Genomic DNA, 14,474 nt, shown 5'->3' with positions numbered 1-14,474 from the left:
CGCCATTTATGGCGACCTTATACACAATTGTTAATGTTTCCGCAGAATACCCGTCAACAGCGTCAAAGCATCCTCGAACTGCGCATCCGGAATGGTCAGCGGATAGAGGAAGCGAATCACGTTGCCGTACACGCCGCAGGTTAGCAGAATCAAACCTTGCTCCAGCGCCTGCTGCTGAATAGCTCTGGCAATCTCCGCCGACGGCTTACCCGCCGCATCATTGAATTCCGCCGCTATCATCGAGCCGTATCCGCGTATCTCCGCCAGCGCTTTACAATCTGCACGCTGTAATGCCTGTTTTAATCGGTTGCCAAGTTGGTTAGCGCGGCTGCACAGCGCTTCCGCTTCGATAATGTCTAACACCGCCAGCGCCGCTGCAATCGCCGGTGGACTGCCAGCATAGGTTCCGCCCAGGCCGCCAGGTTCAGGCGCGTCCATGACTTCCGCGCGTCCCGACACCGCCGAGAGCGGGAAGCCGCCGGCCAGACTTTTCGCCATGGTGATGAGATCGGGCTTTACAGCGTAATAGTCGCTGGCGAACAGCTTGCCGGTGCGCGCAAAACCGCTCTGAATCTCATCGGCGATCAGCAGAATGCCGTGACGATCGCATAACTCACGCAGCGCAACGACAAACTCTGGCGGCGCACTGTAGAAACCGCCTTCGCCCTGAACCGGTTCAAAGATAATGGCCGCCACCTGCTGCGGGCTGATATCGCTGCGGAAAATCGCTTCCAGGCTGTCGAGCGCATCGCTAACTGTGACGTTGTGCAGCGCGTTGGGATAGCGCGCGTGAAATACCGGGCTGGCGAAGGGGCCGAAGCCGGTTTTATACGGCACCACTTTACCGGTTAGCGACATTGTCATATTGGTGCGGCCGTGAAACGCGCCGGTAAAGGCGATGATGCCGGGACGACCGGTGGCCGCGCGCGCAATTTTGACCGCGTTTTCGACCGCTTCTGCACCGGTTGAGAAAAAGGTGGTTTTCACCGCGCCATTAATCGGCACTAACGCATTAAGCCGCTCAGCGAGGTGAATGTAGTTCTCATAAGGGATGATTTGAAATGCGGTATGGGAAAAACATTCAAGCTGCTGATGCACCGCCGCCATCACTTTCGGGTGACGATGCCCGGTGTTAAGCACCGCGATGCCTGCGGCAAAATCGGTGTATTCGCGGCCATGCTGATCCCACACCGTGGCATTCTCGGCTTTCACCGCATAGAAATCACACATCACGCCTACGCCGCGCGGCGTGGCTTGTAAACGACGGCTGTGCACATCACTGTTGCTCATTATTCACCTCGCAATTAGCGGCAGACTTCAATCAGTGTTAGCGCAGCGCAGGGTTTATGCCAGTGAAGTGCAGGGCAAAAAAAAGCACGCACCGAAGTGCATGCTTTTTTGCCGGGCGGGGAAGGGATTAGCCTTCGGCCTGCTGGGATTGAATCGCCGTCAATGCGATGGTGTAAACGATGTCATCCACCAAGGCGCCGCGTGACAGGTCGTTCACCGGCTTACGCATGCCTTGCAGCATCGGCCCGATGGAGATCAGATCAGCAGAGCGCTGTACCGCTTTGTAAGTGGTGTTACCGGTGTTCAGATCCGGGAAGATGAACACGGTAGCGCGACCGGCAACCGCAGAGTTTGGCGCTTTGGATTTGGCGACGTCTTCCATAATCGCGGCGTCGTACTGCAGCGGACCATCGATCACCAGATCCGGGCGTTTTTCCTGCGCGATGCGCGTGGCTTCACGCACTTTCTCAACGTCGCTACCGGCACCGGAGTTACCGGTTGAGTAGGAGATCATCGCGACGCGTGGATCGATACCGAAGGCTTTGGCTGAATCGGCAGACTGAATCGCGATTTCTGCCAGCTGTTCTGGATTGGGATCCGGGTTGATGGCGCAGTCGCCATACACCAGAACCTGCTCCGGCAGCAGCATAAAGAACACCGACGACACCAGCGAACTGTTTGGCGCGGTTTTGATCAGCTGCAGCGGTGGACGAATGGTGTTCGCCGTGGTGTGAACCGCGCCGGATACCAGACCATCAACTTCGCCGCTTTCCAGCATCATGGTGCCCAGCACCACGTTGTCTTCCAGCTGCTCCTGCGCCACCACTTCGGTCATGCCTTTGCTCTTACGCAGCTCAACCAGACGCGGCACATAGTTTTCGCGTACCACTTCTGGATCCACGATCACGATGCCTTTGCCGAGTTCAACACCTTGCGCCGCCGCAACACGCTGAATCTCTTCCGGATTGCCGAGCAACACACAGGTGGCGATGCCGCGTTCGGCGCAAATCGCCGCCGCTTTGACGGTACGCGGCTCGTCGCCTTCTGGCAGCACAATGCGTTTGCCGGCTTTACGCGCCAGCTCGGTGAGCTGGTAGCGGAATGCTGGTGGAGACAGGCGACGGCTGCGTTCTGACGTTGCGGTCAGTGATTCCACCCAATCTTCATTGATGAAGCTGGCCACGTACTCCTGCACTTTTTCGATACGCTGCGTATCGTCAGTCGGCACTTCAAGGTTGAAGCTCTGCAGGCTGAGTGACGTCTGCCAGGTATTGGTTTTCACCATAAATACTGGCAGGCCGGTCTGGAACGCACGTTCGCACAGGCGTGCGATTGGCGCTTCAATCTGATATCCACCGGTCAACAGCACCGCACCGATTTCAACGCCATTCATCGCGGCCAAACAGGCGGCAACCAGCACATCAGGACGATCTGCTGAAGTCACCAGCAGTGAACCCGGACGGAAGTGTTCCAGCATGTGCGGAATGCTACGCGCACAGAAGGTCACAGATTTCACACGGCGCGTCTGGATTTCACCTTCGTTGATGATATCGGCGTTCAGGTGACGGCACATATCGATGGCGCGGGTAGCAATCAGATCAAAGCTCCATGGCACACAACCCAGCACCGGCAGCGGGCTGTTGGCAAACAGCTGCTTAGGATCGATGTTGGCGATGCTGGCTTTGGTGGAATCATCGAAAATCTCTGACAGATCCGGGCGCGTACGACCTTGCTCATCCACCGGCGCATTAAGTTTGTTGATGATCACGCCAGTGATGTTTTTGTTCTTGCTGCCGCCAAAGCTGCTTTGTGTCAGTTCGATACGCTCTTTCAGCTGCGCCGGAGAATCGTTGCCCAGCGACATCACGAAGACAATTTCGGCGTTCAGGGTTTTGGCGATTTCATAGTTCAGCGCAGAGGCGAACTGATGTTTACGCGTAGGAACCAGGCCTTCTACCAGCACCACTTCCGCGTCTTTGGCGTTCGCGTGGTAGTTGGCAATGATCTCTTCCATCAGCACGTCTTGCTGGTTAGAACCGAGCAGCGACTCAACGCGTGACATCTGCAGCGGTTCAGCGGCAGGAATCGCGGAGCTTTTACGGATAATGCTGGTGGTTTGGTCTGGCGCATCGCCGCCCGCACGTGGCTGGGCAATGGGCTTGAATACGCTCAGGCGCACGCCTTTGCGCTCCATGGCACGGATCACGCCGAGGCTGACGCTGGTCAGACCGACGCTGGTGCCGGTAGGAATGAGCATAATTGTACGTGACACGATAGAAACCTCTCAGGTGTTGCAGACTGTCTAAAACAACTCCGTCAGCCTAAGCTGACGGAGAGAAGTGTTTTTAAGCGGTGAGACGCGCGGCGTCTTGAGCAATCACCAACTCTTCGTTGGTTGGGATCACCACGGCCGGGCGCGTGCCTTCTTTATTGATGAAGCCAGATTTGCCGAAGCGTGCCGCCAGGTTGCGCTCGTGATCAACTTCGAAGCCGAGTAGGCCCAGTTTCTGCAGCGCCAGCTCGCGTACCATCGCGGCGTTTTCACCGATACCGCCGGTGAAGACCACGGCGTCCAGACGGCCTTCCATCAGCGCGGTGTAGCTGCCGATGTACTTCGCCAGACGGTGGCAGAACACATCCATCGCACGCTTGGCATCTTCTTTAGTGGCGTAGTTGTCTTCCACATAGCGGCAGTCGCTGGTGACTTCGGTCAGACCCAGCAGACCAGACTCTTTGGTCAGCAGCTTGTTGATGGAATCAACGCTCATGCCCAGGGAATCATGCAGGAAGAAGATAATGGCCGGATCAATGTCACCGCTGCGGGTGCCCATCACCAAACCTTCCAGTGGTGTCAGGCCCATTGAGGTATCAACACACTGGCCGTTGCGAATAGCAGAAACAGAACCGCCATTGCCGAGGTGGCAAGTGATGATGTTCAGTTCGCTAACCGGTTTGTTCAGCATTTTCGCGGCTTCCTGCGTCACATAGTAGTGGCTGGTGCCGTGTGCGCCGTAGCGACGAACGCCGTGCTCTTTATACAATTTATACGGCAGAGCATAGAGATAGGACTCTTCCGGCATTGTCTGATGGAATGCGGTGTCGAAAACCGCCACATTTTTATCGGAAAGATGCGGGAAGTTTTTCAGCGCTTCATCTATACCGATTAGATGCGCAGGGTTATGCAGTGGCGCAAAAGAAGAGGCGTCTTTGATGCCCTGAATAACAGATTCGTCGATGATGACCGATTTGGTCAGCTGCTCGCCGCCGTGAACAATACGATGGCCGATTGCAGCGATTTGTGCCGAAAGCTCTGGTTTTTGTGCCAGAATAGTTTTAACCATGAAGTTCAGTGCTTCGCTGTGTGCCGCACCCGCGCCAAGCTGAGCTTCTTGTTTGCTGCCGTCCAGTTTCCACTTAATGCGTGCTTCCGGTAAGTGGAAGCATTCAGCCAGACCGGACAGATATTCGTCGCCGGTAACAGGGTTAAGGATGGCAAACTTAAGTGAAGAACTGCCGCAGTTCAGAACCAGAACTAACTTCGTCGACATGGAAGTACCTATTTTGTTAAATAGTGGCTAAAAAAAACGCAATCAGACTAACAGCGTAGCCCATGAAAGCTGGTAGGTTAATGATAAACATCATGTGCTAGTCAAAATTTCACTGACATGCAAAAAATTTTGGTGATTTTACGCTTATTTTTGATAAGCACTTAGCGAAACATGGCTCTGGCCGCTCTTTTATTGAGCTAAAGCTTCCGGTAATGTTACTGAAACGGCGTCAGAATACTCACTGTCACCCGCAAAGACAAAAACTTTTGAAGGATGTCACGTAAAGTTGTGTAGTTATCGGTTTATTTTAAATATTGCAGATTTAGTTGAGGTCTATCATGGCGAATGAGACAGACAATCCCGGCTGGTTCGGCTTGTTCCAGCGCGGACAGCGATACATGAAGACCTGGCCTACAGACAAGCGCCTGGCGCCGGTGTTTCCTGAAAATCGCGTGGTCAATGCAACCCGCTTTGCCATTCGTTTTATGCCGCCGCTGGCGATTTTCACGCTGACGTGGCAAATCGCGATGGGTGGACAACTCGGCCCTGCGATTGCGACTGCGCTGTTTGCCTGCAGCCTGCCGATGCAAGGATTGTGGTGGTTGGGGAAACGTTCTGTGACGCCGTTGCCGCCGACGTTGCTGCAGTGGTTTCATGAAGTGCGCACCAAACTGGAAGAAGCGGGGCAGGCGATTGCACCGGTTGATGGTAAGCCGACATATCAGTCACTCGCCGAAGTGTTGAAACGTGCCTTTAAGCAGCTTGATCGCACTTTCCTCGACGATCTTTGATCTGCTGACGCTTTTACCTGCCAGAGAATTTGAGCTAAATCCCGGTTCAAATCAAAGAAAAGTGGTGCGGACATACACGCATCACTTTCCTTGTGTAATCATTTCTTCATTGTTTAAATCTTAAGCGGCCTGCTGGCCCGGGAGCAAACCATGGAAATGACCCACGCACAACGACTGATCCTCTCCAATCAATACAAAATGATGGCCATGCTGGAGCCTGATAACGCTGAGCGTTATCGTCGTTATCAAACCATTATTGAACGCGGCTATGGCTTGCAGTTACGCGAGCTCGATAAAGAGTTCGGCGAGCTAACCGAAGCGACCTGTCGCCTGCTGATCGATATTATGGAAATGCACCATGCGCTGCATGTTTCCTGGTCGAACCTCAAAGATGGCAGCGCGATTGACGAGCGTCGCCTGGCGTTTCTTGGTTTTGATGCGGCCACCGAAGCGCGCTATCTCGGCTACGTGCGCTTTATGGTGAATGTTGAAGGACGCTATACCCACTTTGATTCCGGCACCCACGGCTTCAATGCTCAAACGCCGATGTGGGAAAAATACCAACGCATGTTAACGGTGTGGCACACTTGTCCGCGTCAATATCATCTCAGCGCGAATGAGATCGCGCAGATTATCAATGCCTGAATAAGGAGCGACGCGTGAAGTACAGGGGTTTTCTGTTTGATTTAGACGGTACGCTGGTGGATTCATTGCCTGCAGTGATTCGCGCATGGTCACTGTGGGGCGAGCGCCATGGTTTGTCGGCGGAAGAGGTCCTGAGCTATATACACGGGAAGCCTGCCATCAATTCGTTGCGCCATTTCATGGCAGGGCAATCTGAAGAGGCGATTCAGGCGGAATTTCTCTGGCTTGAACGTCTCGAAGCGGAAGACACGCAAGGCGTACAGGCGATTCCGGGCGCGTTAGCGTTACTGTCAACGTTGAATGAGTTGCAGATCCCGTGGGCGATTGTGACCTCGGGTTCGATTCCAGTCGCCCACGCGCGCCATAAAGCCGCAAATTTACCGATGCCAAAAGTGTTTATTACCGCTGAGAATATCAAGCACGGTAAGCCTAATCCCGAACCTTACCTGCTGGGTGCTGAGCGTTTGGGGCTTCCAGCGACGCATTGCGTGGTAGTTGAGGATGCGCCTGCGGGCATTATTTCTGGTTTGGATGCGGGCAGTGCGGTGATCGCCATGAATGCGCCAGCAGATGCACCGCGCCTTAATGAAGTTACCTTCCGCGTCGCAACGCTTGAACCGGTAAACGTCATCAAAGAAGATAGCGGCGAGTTTACACTTTCTATCACCGCATAAAAAAACGGGCCCGATGCGGCCCGTTTTTTTACAGCGGCGTATCTTGTGATATTTCATCCAGCGATAGGCTAAAGCTGGGAATAAACACCTCAACAAAATAATCCATTTCCGGTGAACGGCGCTGGGTGAGGGTTTTTTCCAGGCGTGCTTTGGCCAGCAGAAACTCGTTATTACCTGCCGACAACTCTTCCAGACACTTCACGTAGGCGCAAAGTGCATCCGCTTGCTTCACCACGGATTGCTCACTTTCGGTATGCAAATGTTCATCAATCAGCGGGCGATAAGCGTCCTGCAGTTCGGGTGGCAGCATATCAATGAGCTTCTGCTGCGCAATTTTCTCGATCTTTTTGTATTCGTGGGCAATCTGCGCGTTGTAGTACTTCACCGGCGTCGGTAAATCCCCGGTCAGCACTTCGCTAGCATCGTGATAGAGCGCCAGCATGGCAATGCGTTCGGCATTTAGGTTGCCGTTAAATTTTTTGTTTTTGATGATGGCGAGCGCGTGAGCAACCATCGCCACCTGCAAGCTATGCTCGGAGACGTTTTCAGTGCGCACATTGCGCATCAACGGCCAGCGATTGATCAGTTTGAGGCGGGAAAGGTGGGCGAAAAAATGGCTACGAGTCATGGACGGTTCCTGTTCGCACGGCGGGGAAGATATCTTTTCCCCGAAATGCGAACAGTATACGCGTCACAATTTACTGGCGATACCCTTGTAAGAAACGACCAAACTTGCTGACGGCCATTTCCAAATCGTCCACGCGCGGCAGCGTAACAATGCGCACATGATCTGGCCACGGCCAGTTGAACGCGGTGCCCTGAACCAACAGCACTTTCTCTTGCAACAGGAAATCCAGCACCATCTTCTGATCATCAAAGATGTTGAATTTCTTGGCATCAATACGCGGGAACATGTACAGCGCACCTTGCGGCTTCACACAACTGACGCCAGGAATATCATTAATTAATTCCCACGCACGCTGGCGTTGTTCATACAAACGCCCGCCAGGCGCGATAAATTCGCTAATACTTTGATATCCACCCAGTGCGGTCTGAATTGCATGTTGTGCCGGAACGTTGGCACACAGGCGCATCGATGCCAGCATCTCCAGCCCTTCAATATAACCTTTCGCGTGTTTCTTCGGACCGTTCAAAACCATCCAGCCCTGACGGAAGCCCGCCACGCGATAGGTTTTCGACAAGCCGTTAAAGGTCACGGTCAGCAGATCGGGAGCCAGCGCAGCAATTGAATGATGTTGTGCTTCGTCGTAAAGAATCTTGTCGTAGATTTCATCGGCGAAAATAATCAGATTGTGCTGGCGCGCAATTTCAACAATCTCAAGTAACAATTCTTTGCTGTAAACCGCGCCGGTCGGGTTATTCGGGTTAATAATGACAATGCCACGCGTACGCGGGGTGATCTTGCTACGAATGTCATCCAGGTCAGGGAACCAACCCGCTGATTCATCACACAGATAATGCACTGCTTTGCCGCTCGACAGCGAAACCGCGGCGGTCCACAGCGGATAATCCGGCGCAGGCACCAGCATTTCATCGCCGCTGTTGAGCAATGCCTGCATCGCTTGCACAATCAGTTCAGATACGCCGTTACCAATATAGATGTCTTCGACAGTGACATCGCGCATATCACGCGCCTGGTAATGCTGCATGATCGCTTTACGCGCTGAATACAGCCCTTTCGAGTCGCAATAACCTTGCGAGCTCGGCAGATTGCGAATGACATCCACCAGGATTTCATCAGGTGCTTCAAAACCGAATGGGGCAGGGTTGCCGATGTTCAGCTTGAGAACTTTGTTGCCTTCTTCTTCGAGACGTTTAGCTTCTTTCAGTACCGGCCCACGGATGTCATAACAGACATTTTCCAGCTTGCCGGATTTATCAATTTGAAAATTCATTTTTACCGCCTTTACGGGCAGAGTCCTTTAACCTGCCACCAAAAATCAAACTTGCCCAATTTACTCTTCTCACCTTAACAAAAGAAGGGTAGCGCTTGGTTTTGGCGCGTTTGCCATTTTTTCTCTCGCCATATGGCGTAAAAGTCATTGAAAATCGATTAATCTGGTTCATTAATCCACTAATGCGAAAAAAAGTGAGATTAAAAACTGGTAAGGTGGAGTTGACGTGTAAATGCCTTCTTCCATCGCCACAGAAGACTATTCAGAAATTTTTCAGTCACTATTGGCGCAAAAAAAGAATAGCGACCTAACGAAATAGTTAAGTGATTCTTGTTAGATGGCGAAAAAATGTCTGGCAATGATTAAGCTCTGGCTGGCGTCTTAAAATGAAGTGCATTCTTATTCACTTATCAAGGGCGAGATTAAGCGTCAGTAACGGACCTAATATCGTGTAAAACAGTCTTAAAATAGCATTTGCACTGTCACTTTAACGCTGATGCTCAAGATTCAGAACCTGGGGGGCTTAAAAAAAGAGCAGCGTTATGGCAGGATCTGTGCGGAAAGGCTTTTGGTCAAAAATTGCGATGTTTTGAACAAAAACATTTCCATTTATAACGTAAAAATGATTAAGTATAATTTATTATTTGATGCACTTTATCGCTTCGCATCTACATAACATGATGTTATTTCTTTTTAACCCGCATGGACTTTACGCGGGATACATAGACAACTACGCAGCTTCCAGCACCTGTACGACATACGTTTTCGGCCCAGAAGTTCTGCTGTCTATAATGACGACGCTGCTCTGATCTCAGAGTGGTGCGATCGTCGGCATCCGCCTGACAAAATTTTTTCATGGCAGCTCCACACAGGGCTGTCATTAAGCACCATTGCCTCTTATCTCTTTGATAAGTCGGGTAATACACCAGGGTAGTAGTTTTAAAAAATCTTATAAGTGAAGAAAAAACATGACTAATGCAAATCGTCCGATACTGAATCTCGACCTCGATCTGCTGCGTACATTTGTTGCCGTTGCCGATCTGAACACTTTTGCAGCAGCCGCTGCCGCCGTGTGCAGAACGCAGTCAGCAGTGAGCCAGCAGATGCAACGTCTGGAACAATTGGTAGGTAAAGAGCTGTTTGCCAGACATGGACGTAATAAATTGCTGACGGAGCATGGCATTCAACTGCTGGGTTACGCCAGGAAAATCCTTCGTTTTAATGACGAAGCTTGCACCTCTTTAATGTACAGCAACATCCAGGGCGTTCTGACCATTGGCGCTTCAGATGATACCTCAGATACCATTCTGCCGTTCCTGCTTAACCGCGTAACGTCGGTCTATCCGAAGCTGGCCATTGATGTGCGTGTTAAGCGCAACCCGTTCATGATGGAAATGCTTAATCAAGGTGAAGTCGATCTGGTTGTGACGACGTCCAGCCCAGGAAACTTTACTCATCAGGTACTGCGTACTTCGCCAACGTTGTGGTACTGCGCGGCAGATTATATCTTCCAGCGCGGGGAAGCCATTCCTTTGGTCCTGCTGGATGAGCCAAGCCCGTATCGCGATATGGCGATTGATCACCTCAACGAAGCTGGCATTCCGTGGCGCATCTCGTATGTTGCTTCTACGCTGGCTGCCGTTCGTGCGGCGGTTAAAGCGGGCTTGGGTGTGACAGCGCGTCCAGTCGAGATGATGAGCCCAGAATTGCGGGTGATGGGCGCTGCAGAAGGTTTGCCAGTGCTGCCGGATACCCAATATCTGCTGTGCCGTAATCCAGACAGCGATAACGAACTGGCGTTGGCCATCTTCAATGCCATGCAGTCTACCAATGATCCTTACAATCTGAGCGCTAATCCAGACGGTACTTTGCTGCTGGATGACGAAGAGTAGGAGTTACAGTTGCTGGTAATTCCTCGCAAATGGAATACCGGTTAATTGTTAAAACGTATAAAAATGGGCCTTAGCGTGGTAATTACCGGCTAAGGCTTTTTTTATTCCATTTTACTTGCCGCTTTAAATGTAATTCCCTCGACTTTATTTCAATCTCATTCTTAAAAATGAAACGCGTTCCATTTTTATCCATTTTGGAATGGTTTTATCAATTCGTGCCAACTTTACCAGGGCATTTTTTCGTCCACTCCGCTGTTTTTTTCAGCATAAAACCCAGTTATGTGCTTTAGATCAAAAAAATACCCCTGATAAGGGGGGGGAATCTCGGGCGAGACCTGTCAAAATATGATTGTTAAATGCACGATCCACGCATGTGAATACCCGCTACACTAAAATTAACCTCACAAACTGAAGCGATTTAGCTGGCGCTTCGAGGGTTGAATGTTAATAATATGATGCAGCTGTAAAATAATGTTTGGATACTTTTGTCAAAGTTGACAAAAGGTTATAGAAAGGAGTAAAAACCCCTATAAAATTGCTGCTTTATTGCTAATAACAGCAAAATTTATAAGGTTTTTTATCCTTCCCTTGAATCGATGTGGTGTGTTTGCTGCAACAGAGCAGGATGCCATCACCACTTTTGATGAGTAAGCAAAGAGTATGTCGACAACTACAGAAGTGATCGCTCATCACTGGGCATTTATTGTTTTTATCGTTATCGCATTCGGCCTGTGTGCCTTTATGTTGACCGGTGGCTGGTTGTTAGGTGGTCGTGCGCGTGCGCGACACAAGGACACTCCGTTCGAATCGGGTATTGAGTCGGTCGGTGACACTCATATTCGCCTCTCTGCAAAATTCTATCTGGTTGCGATGTTCTTCGTCATATTCGACGTCGAAGCCCTCTATTTATACGCATGGTCGACGTCCATTCGCGAAAGCGGTTGGGTCGGCTTTGTCGAAGCCGCAATTTTCATTTTGGTGCTCTTGGCAGGCCTGGTTTATCTGGTGCGCATCGGTGCGCTGGATTGGGCTCCTGCGCGTCGTCGCGTAGTGGTCAAATCTGTCCCGGTCAGTCACAGCCACACCAACCCTCATAAGCAGTAAAAGCGAGGCAATAAGATGGACTACACGCTGACACGCGTAGACCCGAACGGGGGCGGCGATAACGATCGTTATCCTCTGCAGAAACAGGAAACGGTTACCGATCCGCTGGAACAACACGTTCACCGCAGCGTCTACATGGGCAAGCTCGAGCATGCCCTGCATGACATGGTGAACTGGGGTCGTAAAAACTCTCTCTGGCCGTATAACTTCGGCCTTTCCTGTTGCTACGTGGAAATGACCACATCCTTCACCGCAGTGCATGACGTGGCACGTTTTGGTGCCGAAGTAATGCGCGCCTCGCCACGTCAGGCTGACTTCATGGTGATCGCCGGTACGCCATTTACCAAAATGGCGCCGGTTATTCAGCGTTTATATGACCAAATGCTGGAGCCGAAATGGGTGATTTCCATGGGCGCTTGCGCTAACTCGGGTGGCATGTATGACATCTACTCGGTGGTGCAGGGCGTAGATAAATTCCTGCCGGTTGACGTTTACATTCCTGGCTGCCCGCCGCGTCCAGAAGCGTATATGCAGGCGTTGCTGCTGCTGCGTGAGTCGATTGGCAAAGAGCGTCGTCCACTGTCGTGGGTGGTGGGAGATCAGGGTGTTTATCGCGCCAATATGCAGCCAGAGCGTGAAAGAAAGCGTGGCGAGCGTATTGCCGTCACCAACCTGAGATCGCCAGACGAAGTTTAAGCTTCCCGTACACGGATGGAGCCACGGCCACAGCAGAACATCACAATTTAATGTGCGCCGCCATCCTGACGCCTTCTTTTGAGCGCCTGATTACAGGCCGGAATGGTGAGTAACGTATGACTGATTTAACCACGCAAGATCTCGCACAGCCTTCATGGCAAACCCGCGATCACCTGGATGACCCAGTGGTCGGCGAGCTGCGTAACCGTTTTGGGCCGGATGCCTTTACCGTTCAGGCTACCCGCACCGGGATTCCGGTTGTCTGGGTAAAGCGTGAACAGCTATTAGAAATCGTTGAATTCCTGCGCAAGCTGCCTAAGCCATATGTCATGCTTTATGACTTGCACGGTTTTGATGAGCGCTTACGCACTAACCGCGCCGGTTTGCCCGCCGCGGATTTTTCCGTTTTCTATCATCTGCTTTCAATTGAACGTAACCGCGACATCATGCTCAAGGTTGCTTTATCTGAAAACGATCTGAATGTGCCAACCATCACCAAAATTTTCGCCAACGCCAACTGGTATGAGCGCGAAACCTGGGAGATGTTTGGTATCACTTTCAATGGTCACCCGCACCTGACGCGCATCATGATGCCGCAGACGTGGGAAGGCCATCCGCTGCGTAAAGATTACCCGGCGCGCGCCACCGAGTTCGATCCCTTCGAGCTGACCAAGCAGAAAGAAGATCTGGAGATGGAGGCGCTGACCTTCAAGCCTGAAGATTGGGGCATGAAGCGCAGTACCACTAATGAGGACTTCATGTTCCTCAACCTCGGTCCAAACCACCCCTCTGCGCACGGTGCTTTCCGTATCATTCTGCAGTTGGATGGTGAAGAGATCGTCGATTGCGTTCCCGATGTCGGCTACCACCATCGTGGTGCTGAGAAGATGGGCGAGCGCCAATCCTGGCACAGCTACATTCCGTACACCGACCGTATCGAGTACCTCGGCGGCTGCGTAAATGAAATGCCGTACGTGCTGGCGGTGGAAAAACTGGCGGGTATTACCGTGCCGGATCGCGTCAATGTGATCCGTGTGATGCTGTCCGAGCTGTTCCGCATCAACAGCCATCTGCTCTATATCTCCACCTTTATTCAGGACGTCGGCGCGATGACGCCGGTGTTCTTCGCCTTTACCGACCGTCAGAAAATCTATGACGTGGTGGAAGCGATTACCGGTTTCCGTATGCACCCGGCGTGGTTCCGCATCGGCGGCGTAGCGCATGACCTGCCGAAAGGCTGGGAACGTTTGCTGCGTGACTTCCTCGACTGGATGCCGAAGCGTCTGAAAGAGTATGACAAAGCCGCACTGCGCAATACCGTGTTGATGGGCCGTTCGCAAGGCGTTGCGGCGTATAACATGGATGAAGCACTGGCGTGGGGCACCACCGGCGCTGGTTTGCGTGCCACCGGTTTAGATTTTGACGTGCGTAAATGGCGTCCGTATTCAGGCTACGAAAACTTCGATTTCGAGATTCCGGTTGGCGCTGGCATCAGTGATGCATACACCCGCGTGCAGCTGAAAATGGAAGAGATGTGGCAGTCACTGCGCATTCTGGAACAGTGCCTGAACAACATGCCTGAAGGCCCGTTCAAAGCGGATCATCCGCTGACAACGCCGCCGCCGAAAGAGCGCACGCTGCAGCACATTGAAACCCTGATCACTCACTTCCTGCAGGTTTCGTGGGGCCCAATCATGCCGGCCAACGAATCCTTCCAGATGATTGAGGCGACCAAAGGGATCAATAGTTACTACCTGACCAGCGATGGCAGCACCATGAGCTATCGCACCCGCGTGCGTACGCCGAGCTTCCCGCACCTGCAGCAGATCCCATCGGTGATCCGCGGCAGCCTGGTATCCGACTTGATCGTTTACCTCGGTAGTATCGATTTTGTTATGTCAGACGTGGACCGCTAATT

Annotated in this window: 13 protein-coding genes; 7 read left to right on the top strand and 6 right to left on the bottom strand. The window is 52.0% G+C overall.

Annotation, left to right across the window (positions count from 1 at the left end; genetic code table 11):
* Positions 1–30: 30 nt before the first annotated feature.
* The 3 genes from VIJ98_RS13435 to ackA all read right to left on the bottom strand — a co-directional run bounded on the left by VIJ98_RS13435 (position 31) and on the right by ackA (position 4,838).
* Positions 31–1,290, bottom strand: a complete 1,260-nt coding sequence (locus tag VIJ98_RS13435; RefSeq protein WP_323274438.1) for a 4-aminobutyrate--2-oxoglutarate transaminase — start codon at positions 1,288–1,290, stop codon at positions 31–33.
* Positions 1,291–1,417: 127 nt separating this feature from the next.
* A complete protein-coding gene (gene pta, locus VIJ98_RS13430; RefSeq protein WP_008105167.1) occupies positions 1,418–3,562 on the bottom strand; it encodes a phosphate acetyltransferase in 2,145 nt (714 codons plus the stop codon).
* A gap of 73 nt (positions 3,563–3,635) precedes the next feature.
* Positions 3,636–4,838, bottom strand: coding sequence for an acetate kinase (gene ackA, locus VIJ98_RS13425; protein ID WP_008105164.1), 1,203 nt, complete (start codon positions 4,836–4,838; stop codon positions 3,636–3,638).
* A 338-nt stretch (positions 4,839–5,176) separates the two neighbouring features.
* On the opposite strand from ackA, the gene yfbV reads away from it, so the two are divergent.
* The 3 genes from yfbV (at position 5,177) to VIJ98_RS13410 (ending at position 6,948) form a co-directional block, all read left to right on the top strand.
* Positions 5,177–5,629 carry a terminus macrodomain insulation protein YfbV gene (yfbV, locus tag VIJ98_RS13420; RefSeq protein WP_008105162.1) on the top strand — a complete coding sequence of 151 codons (453 nt, stop codon included), beginning with the start codon at positions 5,177–5,179 and terminating at the stop codon, positions 5,627–5,629.
* A gap of 150 nt (positions 5,630–5,779) precedes the next feature.
* Positions 5,780–6,274, top strand: a complete 495-nt coding sequence (locus VIJ98_RS13415; RefSeq protein WP_008105160.1) for a YfbU family protein — start codon at positions 5,780–5,782, stop codon at positions 6,272–6,274.
* Positions 6,275–6,288: 14 nt separating this feature from the next.
* Positions 6,289–6,948: a sugar phosphatase gene (locus tag VIJ98_RS13410; RefSeq protein ID WP_258143667.1), complete on the top strand. Its 660-nt coding sequence runs from the start codon at positions 6,289–6,291 to the stop codon at positions 6,946–6,948.
* Positions 6,949–6,976: 28 nt separating this feature from the next.
* On the opposite strand, the gene yfbR is transcribed toward VIJ98_RS13410, so the two are convergent.
* The 3 genes from yfbR to VIJ98_RS13395 all read right to left on the bottom strand — a co-directional run bounded on the left by yfbR (position 6,977) and on the right by VIJ98_RS13395 (position 9,036).
* On the bottom strand, positions 6,977–7,576 hold the full coding sequence (gene yfbR / locus VIJ98_RS13405; RefSeq protein WP_008105157.1) for a 5'-deoxynucleotidase: 600 nt from the start codon (positions 7,574–7,576) through the stop codon (positions 6,977–6,979).
* Between the two features lie 70 nt (positions 7,577–7,646).
* Positions 7,647–8,864 carry a pyridoxal phosphate-dependent aminotransferase gene (locus VIJ98_RS13400; RefSeq protein WP_008105154.1) on the bottom strand — a complete coding sequence of 406 codons (1,218 nt, stop codon included), beginning with the start codon at positions 8,862–8,864 and terminating at the stop codon, positions 7,647–7,649.
* Complete coding sequence (locus tag VIJ98_RS13395; protein WP_139221411.1) at positions 8,848–9,036, bottom strand: hypothetical protein; 189 nt, start codon at positions 9,034–9,036, stop codon at positions 8,848–8,850. Before VIJ98_RS13395 ends, VIJ98_RS13400 begins: the two co-directional genes overlap by 17 nt.
* 796 nt (positions 9,037–9,832) lie before the next feature.
* Here VIJ98_RS13395 and lrhA point away from each other — a divergent pair.
* The 4 genes from lrhA (at position 9,833) to nuoC (ending at position 14,472) form a co-directional block, all read left to right on the top strand.
* Positions 9,833–10,756: a transcriptional regulator LrhA gene (lrhA, locus tag VIJ98_RS13390; RefSeq protein WP_007889314.1), complete on the top strand. Its 924-nt coding sequence runs from the start codon at positions 9,833–9,835 to the stop codon at positions 10,754–10,756.
* 660 nt (positions 10,757–11,416) lie between these two features.
* Positions 11,417–11,860: an NADH-quinone oxidoreductase subunit A gene (locus VIJ98_RS13385; protein ID WP_007889316.1), complete on the top strand. Its 444-nt coding sequence runs from the start codon at positions 11,417–11,419 to the stop codon at positions 11,858–11,860.
* 15 nt (positions 11,861–11,875) lie between these two features.
* A complete protein-coding gene (locus VIJ98_RS13380; protein WP_008105151.1) occupies positions 11,876–12,556 on the top strand; it encodes an NADH-quinone oxidoreductase subunit B family protein in 681 nt (226 codons plus the stop codon).
* Between the two features lie 116 nt (positions 12,557–12,672).
* Positions 12,673–14,472, top strand: a complete 1,800-nt coding sequence (gene nuoC, locus VIJ98_RS13375) for an NADH-quinone oxidoreductase subunit C/D (RefSeq protein ID WP_008105149.1) — start codon at positions 12,673–12,675, stop codon at positions 14,470–14,472.
* The last annotated feature ends 2 nt before the right edge of the window (positions 14,473–14,474 follow it).

The organism is Pantoea sp. S18 (assembly GCF_045689705.1).
GTDB classification, from domain to species: domain Bacteria; phylum Pseudomonadota; class Gammaproteobacteria; order Enterobacterales; family Enterobacteriaceae; genus Pantoea; species Pantoea symbiotica.
This window is presented reverse-complemented; position numbering and strand designations above follow the sequence as displayed.